The organism is Brevibacillus sp. MCWH (assembly GCF_013096935.1).
Lineage (GTDB): Bacteria > Bacillota > Bacilli > Brevibacillales > Brevibacillaceae > Brevibacillus > Brevibacillus aydinogluensis.
In genome coordinates this window covers 75953-96844 of sequence record NZ_SDLF01000002.1, presented here as the reverse complement: position 1 = coordinate 96844, position 20892 = coordinate 75953, and the positions used below count along the sequence as shown (strand labels likewise).

Sequence of the window (20892 nt, the reverse complement as noted above, 5' to 3'; positions counted from 1 at the left end):
TCTGTCTAAAAAGTGTCAGTGACAGTGTATCACAAAGCGCACCACGGCGGAATCGACTTGTCCCTGCGGCGTTGGTTGACACTGCAGAGAGTTGTCTCCTATAATAAATTAACGATTTTACGTCTATGGAAGTGAGAACCATGGTCCGAAGCATGACCGGGTACGGCCGAAGTGTAGGGATGTACGGTTCGCTGCAGCTCACTGTGGAGATTCGCGCGGTGAACCATCGTTTCTGCGAAATCCTTGTTCGCTTGCCCAAGACCTGGGGCATGCTTGAGGAGCCGGTGCGCAAGCTTGTGGGCCAATTCGTCCGGCGCGGCCGCGTCGATGTGGCCGTCACCGTGGACGCAGGCGGCCTGACGGGGCAGGGAATTGCCATTGACTGGGCCGTTGCAGAGCACTATGTGTCGGCGGCGCAGGAGATGAACGAACGCTTTTCGCTACATACACCGTTAACCGCCAAAGACTTGCTGCTCCTGCCCGGTGTGGTGCAAACCCGGGACGCGGCGGAAGCAGACGCCGAGCAGGCGTCCGAGTGGCTGCTTGCGGCGTGTCGGGAAGCGGCGGAAGACCTGCTGTCCATGAAGCGAAAGGAAGGGCTGAAGCTTCAGGCGGATCTGGAACAGCGACTTGCCCGGATTTCCGTCTGGACAGAGGAAATCGGACAAATGGCGCCGCTGGTCGTCGACGAATACCGCAGCCGTCTGCATCAACGCATGGCCGAATGGGCCGAAACTGCTCCGTTTGAACTGGACGCGCAGCGCCTTGCACAGGAAGCGGCCTTTTTGGCCGAGCGTTCCGACATCAGTGAAGAGGTGACCCGTCTGACGAGCCACTGCTCTCAGTTTGCGGAACTGTTGGGCAGGGAAGAAGCGGTCGGGCGCAAGCTGGACTTTCTGCTGCAGGAGATGAACCGGGAAGCAAACACGATTGCTTCCAAGGCCAATCATCTGCCCATCCAGCGATTGGCCGTCGAGATCAAGACGGAACTGGAAAAAATGAGAGAGCAGGTTCAGAACATCGAGTAGCGATGAAAGGATGGACGGGGCCGTCATGGCAATCAAACTGATCAATATCGGGTTTGGCAACATCGTCAACGCCAACCGCATCATATCCATCGTCAGTCCCGAATCAGCGCCGATCAAGCGGATCATCCAGGAAGCGCGCGATCGCAACATGCTGGTGGACGCGACGTACGGAAGGCGCACGCGGGCGGTCATCATCACGGACAGCGATCATGTCATTCTGTCTGCGGTCCAGCCGGAAACCGTGGCGCAGCGACTGACGACAAAAGATGACGAATCGGACGAATAGGCAGGAGTGAAGACATACGATGGACGATCGCGGTCTCCTTTTGGTTCTTTCGGGGCCGTCTGGCGTCGGCAAGGGAACGGTCTGCAAAGCGCTTCGCGAGCGCATGCCGGATCTGGTCTATTCCGTTTCCGCAACCACGCGGGCGCCGCGGGCCGGAGAAGTGGAAGGGGTTAACTACTTTTTCAAATCAAAGGAAGAGTTCCGCCGGATGATCGAGCAGGATGAACTCCTGGAATGGGCGGAATACGTTGGCAATTACTACGGTACACCGCGCCAGTTTGTGGTGGATATGCTGGAACAAGGGCGCGACGTGATTCTGGAAATCGAGGTGCAGGGTGCCCTGCAGGTGAAGAAAAAATTTCCTCAGGGGGTTTTCCTGTTTCTCGCGCCACCTGATCTGGCCGAACTGGAAAACCGGATCGTCGGACGGGGAACGGAGACGGAAGAGACAATCCGTCACCGCATGGAGATGGCTCGTCAGGAGATCGAACTGATGGATCAGTACGACTACGTGGTGGTCAACGACATGATCGAATGCGCTTGCGAACGCATCCAGTCGATCATCACCGCCGAGCACTTGAAAAAGGAACGCCAAATTCACAAGTATCGCAAATGGCTTGAGGAGGTTACATAATCCATGCTGTATCCATCGATTGACAAACTGACCGAAAAAGTGGAAAGCAAATACACCCTGGTCACCATCGCGTCCAAACGGGCTCGCCAGCTTCGCGAAAACAGCCCCGTACAGGTGGAAAAACCGCAGTCCAAAAAGTTCGTCGGCCTGGCGCTGGAAGAGCTGATCGCCGACCAGGTCATTTACGAATACACCGACGTCCGCAAATAAAAGCGGCTTTGTCACCGCGTTATTGCTTTCAAACAACCTCACGCAGGTTGTTTTTTTTCGCAGCAAGGACCGGTCTTTCGTCGTGATGGACACAACCACGCCGGTCTTGCCGTTGGGCAGACTGACTAAAAAGGGAGGACACCCAAACATGCTTCCTCTGCAAGGAAAACAAATCGTGCTGGGCGTATCGGGAGGTATCGCCGCGTACAAGGCGGCGGCGCTGACCAGCAAGCTGACCCAGGCGGGTGCGCAGGTACACGTCATCCTGACAGCGAGCGCCATGCAGTTTGTGCAGCCGCTCACCTTTCAGGCGCTTTCCCACCAGCAGGTGTACACCGACATGTTCCAGGAGCCGGACCCCGCGGTGATCAGCCACATCCAATTGGCCGATCGGGCCGATCTGGTGCTGATCGCCCCCGCGACGGCCAACGTCATCGGCAAACTGGCCAACGGCATCGCCGACGACATGCTGACGACGACCGTTCTTGCGACCAAAGCGCCGGTGATGCTGGCGCCGGCGATGAACGTCAACATGTACGGCCATCCTGCGGTGACGGCCAACATGCAGCGGCTGGCGGAGTACGGCTGTCGATTCGTCGAGCCGGGTGAAGGCCTGCTGGCGTGCGGCTGGATCGGCAAAGGGCGGCTGGCCGAACCGGAAGAGATCGTCGAAGCGGTCATCCGCTTTTTTTCCGAACAGCAGGAGACTCACCGCGACCTCGCCGGCAAACGCGTGTTGGTGACGGCCGGGCCGACGCGGGAAAAAATCGACCCGGTCCGCTACATCACCAACCACGCCTCCGGCAAAATGGGATATGCCATCGCGGAAGCGGCGCGGGACAGAGGGGCAGACGTGGTGCTGATCAGCGGCCCGACGTCGCTGCCCAAGCCGGCTGGTGTCGAGTTTGTCCCGGTGGAATCGGTGCAGGAGATGTACGACGCGGTCATGCGGCATCTGCCGGAATCCGACATCGTGATCAAGTCGGCGGCGGTGTCCGACTACCGGCCGAAGACGGTCCATGCGCATAAGATGAAAAAAGGAGACGGTCCGCTGGTGCTGGAGCTGGAAAAGGCGCCGGACATCCTGCAGGAAGTGGGCCGGAGGAAGACGGACCAATACGTGGTTGGCTTTGCAGCTGAGACGCAGGACGTGCTGGTCCACGCGAAGTCCAAGCTGGAGCGAAAAAACCTGGACATGATCGTGGCCAATGACGTGTTGATGGAAGGCGCGGGTATGGGCAGTGACACCAACATCGTCACGCTGCTGACGCGGGAAGGGGAGCAGGCAGCGCTGGAAAAGATGAGCAAGCGGGACGTGGCGGACAAACTGTTCGACGCGATCCTGGCCAAAATGGCGCACCGGCCGCTGTCTGACGCGCTATGATTGCCCGCGTCGTGGTGGACGTGCCGGTCAACCGGACCAATCGTCCGTTTGACTACCGGATACCGCCCTGGCTGAGACCGCTGGTGCAGGTCGGCAGCCGCGTTGTCGTGCCGTTTGGCCCCCGGAAGCTGCAGGGGTATGTAGTGGACGTCACCGACCAGCCGGAGGAAGGGACCGGACGGCTTCGGGATGTGGAACAGGTGCTGGACGATACGCCGCCGTTGACCCCTGAATTGATCCGTCTGGGCGAGTGGATGTCCCGCCAGTATTTGTGTCCGTGGGTGACGGCGATGCAGGCGATGATTCCCGCCGTGCTGAAGGGCCGATCGGAAAAGTGGCTAAAGGCCACCGATCTTTTAGATGAGACGGCTTGCGGACAGTCCGCCCTGCTGTGGGACGTGTACCGAAAACGGCAGCTGCCGCTTGCCGAGGCGGAAAAGCGCTTTCCCGACGAGGCGATGCTGGTACCCGGGTGGATTGCAAGCGGTCTTTTGGAGACGGACTACCAGGTGAGGGACCGGATCACCCGCAAACAGCAGTCGTTTGTCCGCTGCCTGCTGGAGGGAGCGGAACTGACTTCCGCGATTGATTCCCTGCCGAAGCGGGCGGAGCAGATGCGGCGGGTGCTGGAGCTGTTTGCCGCGCACGAGGGGCAGTCGTTTTCCGTGCAGACGCTGCGAGAAGAGCTGGGCATTACCCGCTCTCCGTTGAAAAGTCTGGAGCAGCGGGGCTGGGTCGCGATCGAGCAGGTGGAGGTTTACCGCGACCCGTATGCGCAGCGCCGCTTTGCCGGCGGTGAAAAGCCGTCCTTTACTCCGCAGCAGGAGGCGGCACTAAAGCCGATCGGCGATCAGATTGCTGCGGGCGAGTACGGGGCGTTTTTGCTGCACGGGGTGACCGGCAGCGGCAAGACCGAAGTATACCTGGAAGCGATCGAACGGACGCTGGCCGCGGGGCGGGAGGCGATTTTTCTCGTTCCCGAGATCAGCTTGACGCCGCAGATGGTGGAACGGTTCAAGGCGCGGTTCGGCGCCGACGTGGCCGTTCTGCACAGCGCGCTTTCCCAAGGGGAGCGGTACGACGAGTGGCGCAAGATTCTCCGCCGAGAGGTGAAGGTAGTGGTGGGGGCGCGATCGGCCGTCTTTGCCCCGTTTCAAAACGTCGGATTGATCGTGATCGACGAAGAGCACGAAAGTTCCTACAAACAGGAGGAGACGCCGCGCTACCATGCGCGGGAGGTGGCGCTGTGGCGAGCGCGGGAAAACAACGCCGTAGTGGTGATGGGCAGTGCCACACCTTCCCTGGAGACGTACGCGTTGGCTGCGCGCGGCCGGTACACGCTCCTGGAGATGCCGGAGCGGGTCGGCAGCCGGCCGCTGCCGCGCGTTCACGTCGTCGACATGCGGGAAGAACTGCGCGCGATGAACCGTTCGATGTTCAGCCGTCTGCTGTACGAAATGATCGGCGACAGATTGGCCAAACAGGAGCAGATGGTGCTGTTTTTGAACCGACGCGGCTTTTCCACCTTTGTCATGTGCCGCACCTGCGGCTATACGCTCCGCTGCGTGCACTGCGACATTTCGCTGACGTACCACAAGACCAACCATACCGCCCGCTGCCACTACTGCGGCTACACGATCGTTCAGCCCGCCCGCTGCCCGGAGTGCCAAAGCGAGCACATCCGCTTTTTCGGGACGGGCACACAAAAAGTGGAGGCGGAGCTGGCCCGGCTGTTCCCGGGCATCCGCGTCATCCGCATGGACGTGGACACCACCTCCCGCAAAGGGGCGCACGAGGAGCTTCTGCACAAGTTTCGCACCGGGCAGGGGGACGTGCTGCTGGGCACGCAAATGATTGCCAAGGGGCTTGATTTTCCCCGCGTGACGCTGGTCGGCGTCATCGCAGCGGACACGTCGCTGCATCTGCCCGATTTCCGTGCAGCGGAAAAGACCTTCCAACTGCTGACCCAGGTGGGCGGACGGGCCGGTCGGCACGAACTGGAAGGTGATGTCATCATCCAGACCTACACGCCGGAGCACTACAGCATCGTTCATGCCACCCGGCACGACTACCCGTCGTTTTACCGCGAGGAGATGATGCAGCGCAGACGGACCGGCTATCCGCCGTACTACCGGCTGGTGCTGATTACCTTTTCGCATGAAGAGGTGCCTGTGGTCATCCGGGCGGCTCACAGCGTGGCTGATTTTCTCCGGCCGCGGCTGGCGGAGACGACGATTCTGCTGGGGCCGGTGGCGTCGCCAATTCCGCGCATCAAGGATAGATTTCGGTTCCAGATCATGTTAAAATATCGGGATGAACCTCGGCTGTCTGACCTGTTGGCCCAGGCCGTGGACGTTTTTGAAGAAGGGAACAAACAGCAGAAGGTGCTGATGACGATCGACGTCGATCCGCACGTACTGCTTTAGGGAGGATAACAACCAATGGCTATTCGCACAATCGTCAAACACCCAGATCCGATCCTGCGGGAAAAAGCGGCAGTGGTCACCAAATTCAACGCCAACCTGCACAAGCTGCTGGACGACATGGCGGAGACCATGTACGACGCAGACGGTGTCGGCCTGGCAGCGCCCCAGGTGGGCGTCTCGAAGCGCGTCATCGTCATGGACTGCGGGGAAGGCCTGATCGAGGTGGTCAATCCGGAGATTATCGCCTATGAAGGGGAGCAGTTTGACTACCCGGAAGGTTGTCTCAGCATCCCCGGTCTGCGCGGCGATGTGCGCCGTCACAAATGGATCAAGCTGAGAGGACAGGACCGGTACGGCAACGTGTTTGAAATGGAAGCAGACGACCTCTTGTCCCGCTGCGCCCAGCACGAAATCGACCATCTCAACGGCATCCTGTTCATCGATATCGCCGACCGGGTCTATCCGATCAGCCAGGAAGAGGAAGGGGAATAGACCGTTTTGAAAGACGTGCGCATACTGTTTATGGGAACGCCCGACTTTGCCGTCCCCAGCCTGGAGGCGCTGGCGGCGAAAGGGTACCAGGTGGTCGCTGCCGTGACGCAGCCTGACCGGCCTGTGGGGCGCAAGCGGGTGCTGACCCCGCCGCCGGTAAAGGAAGCGGCGCTGCGCATCGGTATTCCGGTGCTGCAGCCGGAGAAGATCAAGGCTGAAGAGGCGCTGGCAGAGGTGCTTGCGCTGGAGCCCGATCTGATCGTCACAGCGGCGTACGGCCAGATTTTGCCGAAACGTTTGCTGGATGCGCCCCGCTACGGTTGCATTAACGTACACGCCTCGCTTTTGCCCAAGTACCGGGGCGGCGCGCCGATCCACAAAGCGATCATGGAAGGAGAAACCGAGTCGGGCGTGACGATCATGTACATGGTGGAAGCACTGGACGCGGGTGACATGCTCTCCCGCGTGGTCGTGCCAATTGACGAACGGGATACGGCCGGCATGCTGTTTGACAAGCTGGCGGCGTCCGGCGCCAAATTGTTGGTGGAAACCGTGCCGAAGCTGTTGGCTGGAGAAATTGTGCCTGAGCCGCAGGATCACGAGGCTGCGACGTATGCGCCTACGCTCAAACGGGAGGATGAGCGGGTCGACTGGAGCCGGGATGCGCGGCAGGTGTACAACCAGGTGCGCGGCCTCAACCCCTGGCCTGTCGCCTTTACCACCTATGGCGGAAAGGTGTGGAAGCTCTGGTGGGTGGAGATGCAGGCGGAGGACGGTCAGTTGGCTAAGCCCGGCACGATTGTCGCCCGGGAAGAGGACGGGCTGATCGTGGCCTGCGGCAGCGGCGCGGTAAAGATTACGGAACTGCAGCCGGAAGGAAAGAAACGGATGAGCGCGCGCGACTTTTTGCGCGGCGCCGGCAGCGGCATTGAAATCGGCACAAAGGTAGGAGAATAGCACGTGGCACACAAGGGAGCGCGCGAAATCGCCCTGGACGTCTTGAACAGGGTGGAGCAACACAAGTCGTACAGCAATCTGGAGTTGAAGCACGTCCTGGAGCGCGGGGAGCTGCGCGCCCCCGATGCCGGATTGGTGACGGAGCTGGTTTACGGCACGATTCAGCGGCGGCTGACGCTGGACGAGGTGCTCGCCAACTTTGTCCGCGGCAAAAAGCTGCAGCTTTGGGTGCGCAACCTGCTGCGGCTCAGCCTGTACCAGATTCGCTACCTGGACCGGATACCGGCGCGGGCTGCAGTGCACGAAGCAGTGGAGATCGCCAAGCGGAGAGGGCACCAGGGGATCGCGTCAATGGTAAACGGCGTGCTGCGCAACGTGCTGCGGCAGCCTGACGTGTGGGAGCGCCTGCCGGAGGGAGACGCAGCGCGCCGGCTGGCGGTCGAAGAGTCTCACCCGGAATGGCTGGTGCGCCGCTGGATCGCGGCGTACGGTGAAGCAGCGACGCGCGCCATCTGTGCGAGCAACAACCGCCCCCCACATGCATCCGTTCGCGTCAATACGCTGAAACTGACGCGGGACGAACTGTTGGAGCGGCTGCGTGAGGAGTATCCGGACGCTGCCCCGTCTCCGCTCAGCCCGCACGGTATCCTGTTTCCCGGCGGGCATGCGGCGGGGACCCGCTGGTTCCGCGAAGGCTATTTCACCGTGCAGGATGAAAGCTCCATGCTCGTCGCACCGGCGCTGGCCGTCCAGCCGGGCATGCGGGTGCTGGATGCCTGCGCCGCTCCGGGCGGAAAGACGACGCATCTGGCAGAGCTGATGCAAAACAAAGGCGAGATCGTGGCGAGCGACGTCCATCCGCACAAGCGGGAGTTGATTGCGGAAAACGCCGACAGGCTGGGCATCTCGATTATTACGCCGATCACGAGCGACGCGCTTGATTTGCCGGACAGGGGGCTGGGCGCGTTCGACCGGATACTCCTGGACGCGCCGTGTTCCGGATTTGGCGTAATCCGGCGCAAGCCCGACCTGAAGTGGAACAAAACCCCGGACGACGTGGCGGCGATCGCCGACCTGCAGTACCGGCTGCTGGAACGGGTGGCAGGAATGCTGGCGCCAGGCGGTCTTTTGGTGTACAGCACCTGCACGATCGAACCGGAGGAAAACCAGTCGGTGGTGCGCCGGTTTGTGGCCGAGCATCCGGAATTCGCGCTCGACGAAGCGCTGGCACAGGACCTGCCGGAGGCGGCGCGGGAAAAGCTGGATGGCCATGCGGGATACGTGCAGGTGTTGCCGCATCACTTTGACAGCGACGGATTTTTTATCGCCCGTCTGAAACGAAAAAAGTAGCGGAAAAGGGGTGGCACTCCGTCAGCGGATGTCGCTCCTTTGCTGTTGTTTGCGTCCTTGCCGTTTGGTTTACACTAGGAAAAGCGACGCATCTTGCGCGGTTGGCCTCATTTCCTGTTTGATGCGGCGCGCAATGCAAGGTACAATGATACAATGATGATTTCTCGCTATGCGACTACTTGAGGATGTGAACATAAAATGCCATTTTCATCGTATACGGGCGAAAAACCGTTCATTTACAGCCTGACCCAGGACGAGTTGAAAACGTGGCTCGTCGAGGCGGGAGACAAGGCGTTTCGCGCCCAGCAGATTTTTGACTGGCTGTACGTCAAGCGTGTCCGCTCGTTTGACGAGATGACCAACCTGTCCAAAGATCTGCGGCAAAAGCTGAGCGAAACCTTCCGCATCGATCCGCTGCAAGAAATTACGCGCCAGGTGTCACAGGACGGTACCGTCAAGTTCCTGTTCCAACTGGTGGACGGCCATGCGATCGAGACGGTGATCATGCGGCACAACTACGGCAACAGCGTCTGCGTCACCACTCAGGTGGGCTGCCGCATCGGCTGTACGTTTTGCGCCTCCACTCTGGGCGGTCTGAAGCGCAATCTGGACGCCGGCGAGATCGTCGCCCAGGTGCTGATGGCCCAGCGGAAGCTGGACGAAGAAGGAGAGCGCGCCAGCCACGTCGTCGTCATGGGCATTGGCGAGCCGTTCGAGAATTTTGACAACCTGATCGCCTTCCTGCGGATTATCAACGACAACCGCGGACTGAACATCGGGGCCCGTCACATCACCGTATCAACCAGCGGCATCGTGCCCAAGATCTACGAATTTGCGGACAAGGGAGGTCAGGTGAATCTGGCCATCTCCCTGCATGCCCCGAATACGGAACTGCGCTCCAAGCTCATGCCGATCAACCGGGGCTTTCCGCTGGAGAAACTGCTGGAGGCCTGCCGCTACTACATTGCCAAGACAGGCCGCCGCATCAGTTTTGAGTACGGTTTGTTCGGAGGGAAAAACGACCAGCCCGAGCACGCGGAAGAACTGGCCGACCTGATCGGCGACATGCTCTGCCACGTCAACCTGATCCCGGTCAACTACGTGCCGGAACGCGATTACGTGCGTACCCCGCGCAACGAAATCTTCCGCTTCAAACGCATTTTGGAGGAGCGAGGGATCAATGTGACGATCCGCCGCGAGCACGGCAGCGACATTGCAGCTGCATGCGGCCAGCTCCGGGCTCAATACGCAAAGGAAACCGCGGGGTGATCTCATGGAAATTGCGATGAAATCACATGTCGGCCGCGTCCGTCAGGTCAACGAGGACTACTTTGCCTGCATCGCCGACCTGAACGGGCGCGTGCTGGCCGTGGTCGCCGACGGCATGGGCGGCCACCAGGCTGGAGATATTGCCAGCCGTCTCGCCGTTGAGCGAATTGTAAAAGAACTGCGTCATCTGGAAGGCGAACTGAGCGATGAAGACGCTCGCGAGCGCTTGATGGACGCGCTCCTCATGGCCAACGAGGAAGTGTACCAATACGCCCAGGAGCATCCGGAGTGCAGCGGCATGGGGACGACGATCGTGGCCGCGCTGTTGGGAGAGACCGGAGGCGTGACGGCGCACATCGGCGACAGCCGCCTGTATCATTTCAACGCGGATGGTCTGCAGTTGAAGACGGAAGACCACTCGCTCGTGCACGAACTGATGAAAAGCGGCCAAATCACCGCCGAGGAAGCCTCGGTTCATCCTCAGCGCAACGTGTTGATGCGCGCCCTCGGCACCGAGCCGGATGTGCGCATCGATCTGGGGCAGTTCAACTGGTCGGAGGGCGACGTGGTGTTGCTGTGCTCTGACGGGTTGAGCAACAAAGTAGATCATTCGGTGATGGTGGAGTGGTTGAAGCGTCCCGTATCGCTGCAGGCACAGGTGGACGGTCTGGTCGAACACGCGCTGGACGCTGGCGGCGAGGACAACATCACATTGGTAGCCGTTCGCAACAAACCCAAGCCCGTCACCGGCAATAGAGAGGGGTGAGCGAGATGGAAGGTCAACGACTGGGGGGACGATACCAACTGGAAGCCCGCATCGGCGGGGGTGGAATGGCTATTGTATACAAGGCGAAGGATCTGGTCCTGAACCGTCAGGTAGCGGTGAAAGTGCTGCGGTCACAGTTCGGAACGGACGAAGATTTCGTCACCCGTTTCCGGCGGGAAGCGCAGGCCGTAGCCAGCTTGTCTCACCCCAATGTGGTCGGCGTGTACGACGTGGGACAGGACGGGGACACCCACTACATGGTGATGGAGTACGTGGAAGGCTCGACGCTGAAAGATCTGATCAACCGCCACGGAGCGCTTCCGGTGGAAGAGGCCGTGCGGATTGCTGCGGAAATTTGCGACGCGCTGGACCACGCCCACCAAAACCAGATCATCCACCGCGATATCAAGCCGCACAACATTCTGATCGGGAAAAACGGACGGGTGAAGGTGACCGACTTTGGCATCGCCCGTGCGGTGACGTCCACCACCATCACGCACACCAACGCCGTGCTCGGTTCGGTCCACTACTTTTCGCCGGAGCAGGCGCGCGGTGGCGTGACGGCGGAAAAGTCGGACATTTACTCACTGGGCATTGTGCTCTACGAAATGGTTACCGGCCAACTGCCGTTTTCCGGCGATTCACCGATTTCCGTCGCTTTGAAGCATTTGCAGGAACCCCTGCCCGAACCGCGTCAGGTCAATCCGAACATTCCGCAAAGCGTGGAAAACGTAATTCTCAAAGCGCTGGTCAAGGACCCGCAAATGCGCTACGCTTCCGCACGGGAAATGATGGAGGACCTGAAGACCTGCCTTCTGCCGGAGCGGCTTAACGAGGAGAAGATTCAGTTCCCGGTAGACGACGAGCAGACGAAGGTGTATCCGGCCATTACACCGGAGATGCTGGAAGCCCAGGGACGTCAGGGGCAGGCCGGGCAGCAGGAGGAGGAAAGCCCGCAGCCGCGCCGATGGTGGGTCAAACCAGCGATGTGGGTCGGGGCAATCGGCTTGTTCATGGTTCTGGCCTTTCTCGGGTTCAACCTGGTGGTAAACCTCTTCCCGTCTGTGCCCGAAGTGCAGGTGCCGCACGTGGAGGGGACGCACCGCACACTGGCAGAGGAGCGCATCCGCGAGTTCAAACTGGTTCCCAAGGTGGTCTACGAGGAGAACGACAGCGTCGAGAAGGACATCGTGATCCGGCAGGACCCGGCGCCGCCGATGCGGTTAAAGGAAAACGGCATTGTGACGATTTACGTCAGCAAAGGACAGGAAGCCGTAGAGATGCCCAATCTCGCCAACCTTAGCCGGGAGGATGCGGAAAAGGCTTTGAGGGATAAAGGGTTTGCCATTACGGACAATACCTTTGTGGAAAAAGAGGACGACAAGGTGCCGGCCGGCCATGTGATCGACCAGTCCCCGGCGGCGGGCGAGAAGGTCGTTCCCAACAAGACGGACGTGCGGGTGGAGATCAGCTCGGGACCGCCGCAGGTAACCATTCCGGACGTGCGCGGCTATAACCTGGAACAGGCCCAGATCGAGCTGTTCAAGAAGGGACTTCTGGTCGACCAGCAAAACATCAGGTATGAACCGGCCTATACGGACAAACAGGGCATTGTCATCGGCATGCCTTCGCCGTACGAGCCGAATACCCGGGTGACAAAGGGTACGGCGATTCCGCTGATCGTCAGCAACGGTCAATATCCGGCGGAAGCCCGGTTCGCCTCCCAGCCGATCTACATGGAAGTGCTGGACGGCGAGGGCGAAGTGTCGGTCAGGATTACGGTGAACGACGCGCGCGGCGACAATCAGATTGTCATCGATGAGAAGATCACCGAGAGCAAGGGTTATGACGTGCCGGTAGTGCTGTCGCCGCAGAAAAACGCCGTAATCCGAGTGTACCGCAACGGAATACCGGATTATCAGAAAATCACCATCACCTACGACAGTGTGCCATAAGCAGTTGGGGGGACATGGATGCCAGAAGGACGGATCGTGAAAGCATTAAGCGGATTCTACTACGTGGCCGACGGGGATCGCGTCTACCAGTGCCGGGCCCGGGGACTGTTCAAGAAAAAAGGGGCGAAAGTACATCCGCTCGTCGGCGACTGGGTCGTGTACGACGTCATCAGCGACAGCGAGGGGTACGTGATGGAAGTGGGCGAACGGACGAGCGAGCTGGTTCGCCCGCCCATTGCCAACGTCGATCAGGCTGTGCTCGTCTTTTCCATGGCAGAGCCGGCGTTTAGCCCGTTTTTGCTGGATAAGTTTCTCGTGCATACGGAGCACGCCGGGATCGATGCGGTGATCGTGCTGTCCAAATCGGACATCGCGGCGGACGACGACGTGGAAGCGGTCGTGCGCAAATACGAGAAGATCGGCTACCGCGTCATCCCCACGTCCACCGTGGACATGCGCGGTGTCGAGGCGCTCCGCGAAGCGCTGCGCGACTCCATCTCCGTCTTTGCCGGCCAGTCGGGCGTGGGCAAATCCTCGCTGATCAACGCCTTGTTTCCCGGCATCAGCCTGCAGACTGGCGACGTCAGCCAGAAACTGGGGCGCGGCCGGCATACGACCCGCCACGTGGAGCTGATCTCGCTGCCTGGCGGGGGGTATGTGGCGGACACCCCAGGTTTCAGTTCCCTGGAGTTTATCGGCATCGACGAGCTCGACCTGGCGGAGGCTTTCCGCGACTTCGGCGAACTCAGTGCCTCGTGCAAGTTTCGCGGCTGTCTGCACGTAAGCGAACCCGGCTGCGCCGTCCTCGCGGCACTAGATGCGGGTGAACTGGACACCGAGCGCTACCAGCACTACAAGCAATTTCGCGAGGAACTGAAAGAATACCAACGGAGGAACAAGCCATGGTAAAAATTGCACCCTCTATTCTGTCCGCTGACTTTGCCCGCCTGGGCGAAGAGATTCGGGACGTCGAACGGGGCGGCGCCGACTGGATTCACGTCGACGTGATGGACGGCCGCTTTGTTCCCAACATCACGATCGGACCGCTGATCGTGGAGGCGATTCGCCCCGTGACCAAGCTGCCGCTGGACGTGCATCTGATGATTGAAGAGCCGGACCGCTATATTCCGCAGTTTGCCAAGAGCGGCGCGGACTGGATCACTGTTCACCAGGAGGCATGTCGCCATCTGCACCGCACGCTGTACCTGATCAAGGAACAGGGGGTAAAGGCAGGGGTTGTGCTCAACCCGGCCACCCCGCTGGTGACCATCGAATCGGTGCTGGAAGATCTGGATATGGTGCTGCTGATGACCGTCAACCCCGGTTTTGGCGGCCAGAAGTTCATTCACAGCGTCGTGCCGAAAATCAAAGAACTGCGCCGGATGCTCGACGAGCGCGGACTGAATCATGTTGAAATTGAAGTAGACGGCGGTGTCAACGCGCAGACTGCCCGCCTCTGCGAGGAAGCGGGGGCCACGGTGCTTGTCGCCGGAAGCGCCGTCTTCAATCAGGCGGACCGCGCACAAGCCATCGCGGCGATTCGCGGCTGACCCATAACAGCAAAAAAGCCATCCTCTTTGTGAGGATGGCTTTTGACGTTGTTGGCTACTGGCCAATGATTACCCGTTCTTTTGGATAATGGTAGCGAATCTGCCGCTCGTCCTTTTTCAGCAGGAGCAGCAGGCTGATGATTCCGATCCGGCCGATTAGCATCGTGATGATCAGAATCACCCTGCCGGACGTGCTCAGTTCGGATGTAATCCCCATGGACATCCCCGTCGTTCCGAACGCCGAGCACACTTCAAAGAAGACCTGCTGGATGGGCTGCCCCTCGATCCAGACGAGCAGGACGATTGCGGCAAAGACCAGGCTGACGGCCACAAAGAAGACGAGGAAGGAGCGCATGATGTCGTCTTCCTCCAGCTCCCGGCCAAACACCTTGACGTCTTTCCGACCGCGCATGTAGGCGATGACCGTGGCGATCATGACAAAAAACGTGGTCGTCCGAATCCCGCCCCCCACACTGTTGGGAGAGGCCCCGATGAACATCAGGGCAGACAGCATGACCAGTGTGGGTGTGGACAGCACGCTGACATCCATCGTCGTCAGACCGGCGCTGCGTGTGGACAGCGATTGAAACAGCGCAAAAAAGAGCGATTCGTCCCAGCTTTTGTGCGCCAGGAATCCGTCCCATTCAAACAGCAGGAAAAACAGGGCGCCCGCCACGCTCAGGATCAGGTACGTCAGCGTGGTGATCTTGGTAAACAGCGAAAAGGCAAACCGCCGGTTGAGCCGCCGATGCGCGATGTAGTCCTTTACCTCGACCAGCACGGGAAAGCCGATCGCCCCCAGCACCATCAAGACCATGTGGATCAGCTGGAATACGTAGTCGTGGGAAAAGCCGATCAGCGAGTTTCCGTAGATGTCAAACCCGGCGTTGGTGAAGGCGCTGACCGACACAAAAAAACCGTGAAAATAGGCCGTATACCAATCGGCGTGGTACCCTGCCGCCAGGAAGTAGCTGCCCAGCATGATGGTTCCAGCCAGCTCGATGAAGATGGCGAGCAGGAGGATGCTGCGCATCAGGGAAACGAGTCCGGCAAGCGTAGGGCGGTTGTGGTCGGTCGCGATCCATTTGCGCTGTTCCAGCCCGATTCGCTGCCGCAGAACCAGCCAGAAAAACGTTCCCAGCGTCATGATGCCAATGCCGCCGATCTGAAAAAGCAGCGTGAGCAGGAGAAGCCCCCACTGATTAAACACCTCGTGAATCGCGATCACCGTCAGGCCCGTCACGCTGATGGCACTTGACGCAGTAAACAGCGAGTCGAGAAACGTAAGCCGGGCACCCGGCTGGTGAAAGATCGGCAGCATCAACAGCAGGGTGGAAATCAGCACGGCACTCAGGTAAAAGGATACGATAATTTGTACGGAACTAAAGCGACGTCGTTTGTCGGTCACAGCCAAAGCAACTGCCTCCCGTAAAACATCATACGGACTATCATAGCGAATGGAATGGCGGATCGCAATGCCCAAAAGAGGGCGGGGGCAGCGATGATTTCGTCCCGCCCCTGCCGTGCCGGATCACACCCCTTCTGTCGCTGACGAGCAGAAAAATTGCCAATGACTGGCTGAGATCCCGTAAGTCAGGCGGTCATTACAAGGTGGTGAACAAACGCAGCAGCAGCGCGATCCGCTGCGGAATCGCATCAATTACGATGTGTTCGTGAGGGGCGTGGGCGCCGTCGCCGACAGGTCCCAGTCCGTCCAGCACGGGCGTGCCGACCGCTGCCGCCACATTGCCGTCGCTGGTGCCGCCGACGCCGGTCTCGGTCAGGTCCAGACCCTCCAGGGCAGCCAACGAACGGGCGTGAAGAAAGAGGCGTTCCGTCTCGCTGGTCCGTTCCATCGGCAGTTTGCTGATGCTCCCCTCTACGTCCAATTCGGCGCCGGGCAAGACGGGGGAAAGCGAACGCATCAGTCGGCTGATTCGTTCCGCTTCCATCGACGTGCTGACGCGTACGTCCACGACCGCTTCCGCACAGTCCGGTACGACATTGGAGGCAATCCCGCCCTTGATCGTGCCTACAGACAGCGTCGTGCCCGCGGTGTAATCGGTCCAGGACTGGACGGTAAGGACGTGATGAGCCAACTCGGCGATGGCGTTGACGCCTGAGGCGTGGTCGTTGCCGGCGTGGGCCGCCCGTCCTTTTGCCCTCAATACGAAATTGCCGCCGCCTTTGCGGCTGGTTTTCAACGACCCGTCTCCCGCCGCAGGCTCCAGCACCAGCACGCATTTGCTCCGCTTCGCTTCCTCTTTGATCAGCGCCTCCGATGACGGGCTGCCGACCTCTTCATCCGTGTTCCAGAAAAAGACCAGTTTGCTTTCCAGCGGCAGGTGTTCTTCAATGATCGCGCGCAGGGCAAAATAGCCGAACACGATGCCCGCCTTCATGTCGTACGTACCAGGGCCCCACGCTTTGCCATCCTCGATGCGCCACGGCTCCCGGCTGAGTGTGCCGATCTCCTTGACCGTGTCATAATGGCCGAGCACGAGCACCTGCTCGCGGCCGCTTCCGTATTCCACACGCAGTTGGCTGCCGTATTCGCGCTGCGGAATCGCCTCAACCCGGCAGCCCAGCTTGCGAAAACGGTCCGAGATGTATGCCCCGAGCTTGTCGACCGCCGCCTTGTCGTGCGTGGGCGACTCCATTTCCACGTAGGTGCGCAGTTCTTCCAGCACATCCGGCAGCAGCCGTCGAAAATATTCAGTCCAATTCCTGTTCATACACGCCCTCCTCGCAACAGTTTCCACCTGCATGATACATCGCAGGGGAGAATTGTGCCAGAGCGGGCGGCTTTTTCAAGAAAAGCGGCGGGACGTCCGACCGCGGCGCAATGCGGTATCACGCCGCCTGTTGTTGTCTGATAAATAAAATTTAGTTGAAATTGTTTCGGTAATGATTAAAATAAGCATTATGATGAATAAATATAAGTTGTCGGAGAAGCAGCCGGCAGCTTGCACTTCCGCAGCCAACGATTTATGGCAAGCGAAGGTACTTTACTCACATCATATCTAGGGGGTATATCAATGAAAAAGACGTCCTTGTTTTCGCTCGCCGTCTCCACGCTGCTGGCGGTAACGGTACTGGCTGGATGTGGCACCGGCGCACAGCCTGCAGGGGAACAGCCGGCCGGACAAGCTTCCTCCGGTGAAGGAAAAACGCTGATCATGGCTACCTCGGCCGACTACAAGCCGTATGAATTCCACGACCTGTCCAGCGGCCAGGATGAGATCGTCGGCTTTGACATTGACATCGCCAAGCACATCGCCAAAGAGCTGGGCTACGAGGTGCAAATCGTCGACATGAACTTTGACGGGTTGATTCCCGCACTGCAAAGCAACCGCGCCGACTTCGTCATGGCGGGCATGACGCCGACGCCGGAACGGCAGAAAAACGTGGACTTTTCCATCATCTACTACGACGCCAAGAACACGATTGTCGCCAAGCAGGAGAGCAAACTGACCAAGCCGGAGCAGCTGGCAGGCAAAAAAGTGGCCGTGCAGACCGGTTCCATCCAGGAAGAAGCGGCAAAGGAACTGGCCAAGACAATTCAGGGAATGGAAATTGTCTCGCTGAACAAGACCGGCGAAATCGTCGAAGAGGTGAAAACGGGCCGCGTCGATGCTGCGATCCTGGAGGACACCGTGGCCAAAGGCTACATCGACGCCAATCCGGGACTCCAGTTCACCACGATAAATGAAGCCGAAAACAACGGTTCTGCGGTGGCCTTCCCGAAAGGTTCTCCGTACGTGGAGGATTTCAACAAGGTGCTTAAACAAATGCAGGAAAACGGTGAGATGGACAAGCTGATCAAGAAGTGGTTCGGCCAATAACCGGGCCCTGACAAGGAGTAGAAAACGGGCATGTTTGATTTTCAACAGATTGTGCCCTATATCCCGTTTATCTTGAACGGGGTAAAGGTCACCTTACAGGTAACGCTCCTCGCGGTGGTGCTGGGGTTTATTTGGGGCTCGATTCTGGCGCTGATCAAGATTTCCAACGTTCGCATACTAAAATGGCTGGCGGTCGCCTACACCTCGGTGTTTCGCGGCACGCCGCTGATTTTGCAGTTGACGTTCGTCTATTTTGCGACACCGCAGATATTCGGCTATAACATTTCGAAGTTCGAGGCAGCCGTGCTCACCTTTACGCTCAACTCCGGCGCGTACATTTCAGAGACGATCCGCGCAGGGATTATGGCTGTCGACAAGGGGCAGTGGGAGGCTGCCAAGGCGCTTGGCGTGCCGTACCGGCAGATGATGATCGACATCATTCTGCCGCAGGCGCTGAAAAACATCCTGCCTGCCCTGGTGAACGAAACGATCGCGTTGTTGAAGGAATCGGCGCTGGTCTCCACGATCGGGCTGGCCGATATCATGCAGAACGCCAACATTGTGAAGGGAACAATCTTCCGCTACTTCGAGCCGTACCTGATTGCCGGTGCGCTGTACTACGTAATGGTCATGCTGCTCACCTGGCTTGCGCACGGTCTGGAGAGGAGGCTCAGACGCAGTGATTAAGATTCAAAACGTAAGCAAGTCGTTCGGATCGCTTGACGTCCTGCACGACATCTCCACCGAGATCGGCCGCGGCGACGTGGTGGCGATCATCGGTCCGTCAGGGTCGGGGAAATCGACGCTGCTGCGCTGCATCAATCTGCTGGAGACCCCGACAAAGGGCAGCATCTTCATCGACGGGGACGAGATTACCGCCCCCAAAGCGGACGTGATGAAGATTCGGCAAAAAATCGGCATGGTGTTTCAGCACTTTTACCTCTTCCCGCACATGACCGTGCTGGACAACCTGACGTACGCGCCGGTCAAGGTGAAGGGCGTGACCAAGGAGGCAGCCGAAGCCAAGGCCCGGGAACTGCTGGCCCGCGTCGGCCTCTCCGACAAGGCTGACGTCTTTCCGGCGCGGCTGTCCGGCGGGCAGAAGCAGCGCGTGGCCATCGCCCGGTCACTGGCAATGGAGCCGGAGATCATGCTGTTTGACGAACCTACCTCGGCACTCGACCCGGAGATGGTCAAGGAGGTGCTGGAGGTTATGAAAGGGTTGGCAGAGTCCGGCATGACGATGGCGATCGTCACGCACGAGATGAACTTCGCCCGGGAAGTAGCCGACCGTATCTGTTTCCTCGACGGGGGACGGCTGGTGGAGGAGGCGCCACCGGAGGAGTTTTTCACCAGTCCGCGCAGCGAGCGGGCCAAACAGTTTTTGGAAAAAATGCTGTGAGGACGCAGTCCTGAGCAAAATCGTGTATACGACATTGCCATCGCTTGCGGGCAACGCAGCAGGGCACACCATGAGGCAAGGAATGAAGCCGCGGATAGTTCCGCGGCTTTTTTTCTCTTCATTTTGACAGACAGGACAGCTTCCGTTAGAATGAGCACAGCCGCTCTTTGGCTGTCGTTCTTATCATTGGTATTTCGGGTAAAGGAGTGAATGCGCATGGCTCGACAACGACTGCTCGTCATGCTGGAAATGGCAATGATGGCAGCGCTTGCGGTTGTGTTCAGCGAAATCAAGGTGTTTGAAATGCCGCAGGGAGGGTCCGTCTCCCTGGTGATGGTGCCGATCGCCCTCATCGCGGTGCGGCGCGGAATTCTGCCGGGCGTGGTCACCGGTTTGATCGTCGGGCTGCTGCAGCTGCTGCTGGGGGGCACGATTGTTGCGCCCATTCAGGTGCTGCTCGACTACCCGCTGGCGTTTGCCGCCCTGGGACTGTCCGGCATGATCCCGCTGTCCGGTCTGCAGGGGACGTCGCGACGGATTGCGGTGCTGTGGAGCGCCCTGTTCGTCGGCGTGATCGGACGGTTTGTCTGCCACTTTATCTCCGGCGTCGTCTGGTTCGGTCAATACGCGCCGGAGGGGATGCCGGTCGCGCTCTACTCGTTCGTCTACAACATCACCTACTTGCTGCCGGAAATGATCATTGCCGGCATCGTGCTGACGGTGGTGCTGACCAGCGCGCCGCACCTGCTGTTCTCGGCTGGGGGACGGAAGCGCATCGCGTAGCGGGACGCAAAAGATTCAGACAGGGGGCGGCTGCCGTCTCGGCAGGCGGCGTGCCGCACCCATTTTCTCGTCTACGGGGAAAATGGGGTCATATCAGCGGAGCCATCCGCATATGGTATTCAGGCAGCAGCACGTTGCCTGAATTTTTTATTAGTCGACACCGGGAGACGCATGTTTGCCCCGCGGTGGAATATAATGTAATATGCACGTTTGAACAATACACCTGAAGGAGGTGCGGCAGTAAATGGGATTGCGCTCCTTTCGCCTGCGACAGGGGGGCGCCTTGCGACGTGTTCTCGGGGTTGCGTTGGCTGTCGGAGGGATCACCATTTTTCTGTACACGGCACCTCCGTGGGTTTGGTATACCCTGTTGGGATTGGGCCTCGTGGGAGCTGGCTGGTATCTGTATCACGTGAAGTAATTTCGGTAAGGAGGGGTACGCATGCGGTTTTACACCATCAAGTTGCCGAAGTTCTTGGGTGGCATGATTCGCGCCGTCATTGAGGCGTTCAACCGGAAAAAGTGACGGCGGCATCGCTGTGCACAACATCTGAT

The 20892-nt window shown here is 59.3% G+C and carries 22 protein-coding genes; 20 read left to right on the top strand and 2 right to left on the bottom strand.

Annotated elements, in window-relative coordinates; translation table 11 throughout:
* Nucleotides 1-140 precede the first annotated feature (140 nt).
* From ETC00_RS02025 to rpe, 14 genes are all read left to right on the top strand, one after another.
* Nucleotides 141-1028, top strand: coding sequence for a YicC/YloC family endoribonuclease (locus ETC00_RS02025; RefSeq protein WP_171564295.1), 888 nt, complete (start codon nt 141-143; stop codon nt 1026-1028).
* A 25-nt stretch (nt 1029-1053) separates the two neighbouring features.
* On the top strand, nt 1054-1314 hold the full coding sequence (remA, locus tag ETC00_RS02020; RefSeq protein WP_015891999.1) for an extracellular matrix/biofilm regulator RemA: 261 nt from the start codon (nt 1054-1056) through the stop codon (nt 1312-1314).
* Nucleotides 1315-1333: 19 nt separating this feature from the next.
* Nucleotides 1334-1948: a guanylate kinase gene (gmk, locus tag ETC00_RS02015; protein ID WP_171564294.1), complete on the top strand. Its 615-nt coding sequence runs from the start codon at nt 1334-1336 to the stop codon at nt 1946-1948.
* 3 nt (nt 1949-1951) lie between these two features.
* The gene (gene rpoZ / locus ETC00_RS02010) at nt 1952-2158 is read left to right on the top strand and encodes a DNA-directed RNA polymerase subunit omega (protein ID WP_171564293.1); all 207 of its coding nucleotides are present in this window, start codon (nt 1952-1954) and stop codon (nt 2156-2158) included.
* 148 nt (nt 2159-2306) lie between these two features.
* Entirely contained in the window at nt 2307-3542 is a 1236-nt protein-coding gene (gene coaBC / locus ETC00_RS02005) for a bifunctional phosphopantothenoylcysteine decarboxylase/phosphopantothenate--cysteine ligase CoaBC (RefSeq protein WP_171564292.1), read from the top strand.
* The gene (gene priA, locus ETC00_RS02000; protein ID WP_171564291.1) at nt 3539-5968 is read left to right on the top strand and encodes a primosomal protein N'; all 2430 of its coding nucleotides are present in this window, start codon (nt 3539-3541) and stop codon (nt 5966-5968) included. Before coaBC ends, priA begins: the two co-directional genes overlap by 4 nt.
* Before the next feature lie 15 nt (nt 5969-5983).
* Nucleotides 5984-6460, top strand: coding sequence for a peptide deformylase (def, locus tag ETC00_RS01995; RefSeq protein WP_171564290.1), 477 nt, complete (start codon nt 5984-5986; stop codon nt 6458-6460).
* 6 nt (nt 6461-6466) lie between these two features.
* Nucleotides 6467-7417, top strand: a complete 951-nt coding sequence (gene fmt, locus ETC00_RS01990; protein WP_171564289.1) for a methionyl-tRNA formyltransferase — start codon at nt 6467-6469, stop codon at nt 7415-7417.
* Nucleotides 7418-7420: 3 nt separating this feature from the next.
* The gene (rsmB, locus tag ETC00_RS01985) at nt 7421-8767 is read left to right on the top strand and encodes a 16S rRNA (cytosine(967)-C(5))-methyltransferase RsmB (protein WP_171564288.1); all 1347 of its coding nucleotides are present in this window, start codon (nt 7421-7423) and stop codon (nt 8765-8767) included.
* A gap of 198 nt (nt 8768-8965) precedes the next feature.
* The gene (rlmN, locus tag ETC00_RS01980; RefSeq protein WP_171564287.1) at nt 8966-10036 is read left to right on the top strand and encodes a dual-specificity RNA methyltransferase RlmN; all 1071 of its coding nucleotides are present in this window, start codon (nt 8966-8968) and stop codon (nt 10034-10036) included.
* A 4-nt stretch (nt 10037-10040) separates the two neighbouring features.
* The gene (locus ETC00_RS01975; RefSeq protein ID WP_171564286.1) at nt 10041-10802 is read left to right on the top strand and encodes a Stp1/IreP family PP2C-type Ser/Thr phosphatase; all 762 of its coding nucleotides are present in this window, start codon (nt 10041-10043) and stop codon (nt 10800-10802) included.
* A 5-nt stretch (nt 10803-10807) separates the two neighbouring features.
* Nucleotides 10808-12757 carry a Stk1 family PASTA domain-containing Ser/Thr kinase gene (pknB, locus tag ETC00_RS01970; protein WP_171564285.1) on the top strand — a complete coding sequence of 650 codons (1950 nt, stop codon included), beginning with the start codon at nt 10808-10810 and terminating at the stop codon, nt 12755-12757.
* A gap of 18 nt (nt 12758-12775) precedes the next feature.
* Nucleotides 12776-13666, top strand: a complete 891-nt coding sequence (rsgA, locus tag ETC00_RS01965; RefSeq protein WP_171564284.1) for a ribosome small subunit-dependent GTPase A — start codon at nt 12776-12778, stop codon at nt 13664-13666.
* Complete coding sequence (gene rpe, locus ETC00_RS01960; RefSeq protein ID WP_171564283.1) at nt 13660-14307, top strand: ribulose-phosphate 3-epimerase; 648 nt, start codon at nt 13660-13662, stop codon at nt 14305-14307. Before rsgA ends, rpe begins: the two co-directional genes overlap by 7 nt.
* 55 nt (nt 14308-14362) lie before the next feature.
* Here the strand turns inward: rpe and ETC00_RS01955 are convergent, their stop codons facing one another.
* On the bottom strand, nt 14363-15721 hold the full coding sequence (locus ETC00_RS01955) for a TrkH family potassium uptake protein (protein WP_171564282.1): 1359 nt from the start codon (nt 15719-15721) through the stop codon (nt 14363-14365).
* A gap of 190 nt (nt 15722-15911) precedes the next feature.
* Entirely contained in the window at nt 15912-17042 is a 1131-nt protein-coding gene (locus ETC00_RS01950; protein WP_171564281.1) for a M20 family metallopeptidase, read from the bottom strand.
* A 303-nt stretch (nt 17043-17345) separates the two neighbouring features.
* Here ETC00_RS01950 and ETC00_RS20460 point away from each other — a divergent pair, with 303 nt between their 5' ends.
* The 6 genes from ETC00_RS20460 (at nt 17346) to spoVM (ending at nt 20863) form a co-directional block, all read left to right on the top strand.
* Nucleotides 17346-18152, top strand: coding sequence for a transporter substrate-binding domain-containing protein (locus tag ETC00_RS20460; RefSeq protein WP_216369219.1), 807 nt, complete (start codon nt 17346-17348; stop codon nt 18150-18152).
* A gap of 30 nt (nt 18153-18182) precedes the next feature.
* A complete protein-coding gene (locus ETC00_RS20455; RefSeq protein WP_212131884.1) occupies nt 18183-18839 on the top strand; it encodes an amino acid ABC transporter permease in 657 nt (218 codons plus the stop codon).
* Nucleotides 18832-19554 (top strand): amino acid ABC transporter ATP-binding protein, encoded by a 723-nt coding sequence (locus ETC00_RS01940; RefSeq protein ID WP_171564280.1) that lies wholly within the window; start codon nt 18832-18834, stop codon nt 19552-19554. The genes ETC00_RS20455 and ETC00_RS01940 overlap by 8 nt, the downstream gene beginning before the upstream one ends.
* A gap of 216 nt (nt 19555-19770) precedes the next feature.
* Entirely contained in the window at nt 19771-20337 is a 567-nt protein-coding gene (gene thiT, locus ETC00_RS01935; protein ID WP_171564279.1) for an energy-coupled thiamine transporter ThiT, read from the top strand.
* Nucleotides 20338-20581: 244 nt separating this feature from the next.
* Nucleotides 20582-20758 carry a hypothetical protein gene (locus tag ETC00_RS01930; protein ID WP_171564278.1) on the top strand — a complete coding sequence of 59 codons (177 nt, stop codon included), beginning with the start codon at nt 20582-20584 and terminating at the stop codon, nt 20756-20758.
* Between the two features lie 21 nt (nt 20759-20779).
* On the top strand, nt 20780-20863 hold the full coding sequence (gene spoVM, locus ETC00_RS01925; protein WP_035286689.1) for a stage V sporulation protein SpoVM: 84 nt from the start codon (nt 20780-20782) through the stop codon (nt 20861-20863).
* Nucleotides 20864-20892: the final 29 nt, after the last annotated feature.

Bases quoted from the DNA above. Each gene is read 5' to 3' on its own strand.
- ETC00_RS02025 (WP_171564295.1), top strand. From the start codon at position 141: ATGGTCCGAAGCATGACCGGGTACGGCCGAAGTGTAGGGATGTACGGT.
- remA (WP_015891999.1), top strand. From the start codon at position 1,054: ATGGCAATCAAACTGATCAATATCGGGTTTGGCAACATCGTCAACGCC.
- gmk (WP_171564294.1), top strand. From the start codon at position 1,334: ATGGACGATCGCGGTCTCCTTTTGGTTCTTTCGGGGCCGTCTGGCGTC.
- rpoZ (WP_171564293.1), top strand. From the start codon at position 1,952: ATGCTGTATCCATCGATTGACAAACTGACCGAAAAAGTGGAAAGCAAA.
- coaBC (WP_171564292.1), top strand. From the start codon at position 2,307: ATGCTTCCTCTGCAAGGAAAACAAATCGTGCTGGGCGTATCGGGAGGT.
- priA (WP_171564291.1), top strand. From the start codon at position 3,539: ATGATTGCCCGCGTCGTGGTGGACGTGCCGGTCAACCGGACCAATCGT.
- def (WP_171564290.1), top strand. From the start codon at position 5,984: ATGGCTATTCGCACAATCGTCAAACACCCAGATCCGATCCTGCGGGAA.
- rlmN (WP_171564287.1), top strand. From the start codon at position 8,966: ATGCCATTTTCATCGTATACGGGCGAAAAACCGTTCATTTACAGCCTG.
- ETC00_RS01975 (WP_171564286.1), top strand. From the start codon at position 10,041: ATGGAAATTGCGATGAAATCACATGTCGGCCGCGTCCGTCAGGTCAAC.
- pknB (WP_171564285.1), top strand. From the start codon at position 10,808: ATGGAAGGTCAACGACTGGGGGGACGATACCAACTGGAAGCCCGCATC.
- rsgA (WP_171564284.1), top strand. From the start codon at position 12,776: ATGCCAGAAGGACGGATCGTGAAAGCATTAAGCGGATTCTACTACGTG.
- rpe (WP_171564283.1), top strand. From the start codon at position 13,660: ATGGTAAAAATTGCACCCTCTATTCTGTCCGCTGACTTTGCCCGCCTG.
- ETC00_RS01950 (WP_171564281.1), bottom strand. From the start codon at position 17,042: ATGAACAGGAATTGGACTGAATATTTTCGACGGCTGCTGCCGGATGTG.
- ETC00_RS20460 (WP_216369219.1), top strand. From the start codon at position 17,346: ATGAAAAAGACGTCCTTGTTTTCGCTCGCCGTCTCCACGCTGCTGGCG.
- ETC00_RS20455 (WP_212131884.1), top strand. From the start codon at position 18,183: ATGTTTGATTTTCAACAGATTGTGCCCTATATCCCGTTTATCTTGAAC.
- thiT (WP_171564279.1), top strand. From the start codon at position 19,771: ATGGCTCGACAACGACTGCTCGTCATGCTGGAAATGGCAATGATGGCA.
- ETC00_RS01930 (WP_171564278.1), top strand. From the start codon at position 20,582: ATGGGATTGCGCTCCTTTCGCCTGCGACAGGGGGGCGCCTTGCGACGT.
- spoVM (WP_035286689.1), top strand. From the start codon at position 20,780: ATGCGGTTTTACACCATCAAGTTGCCGAAGTTCTTGGGTGGCATGATT.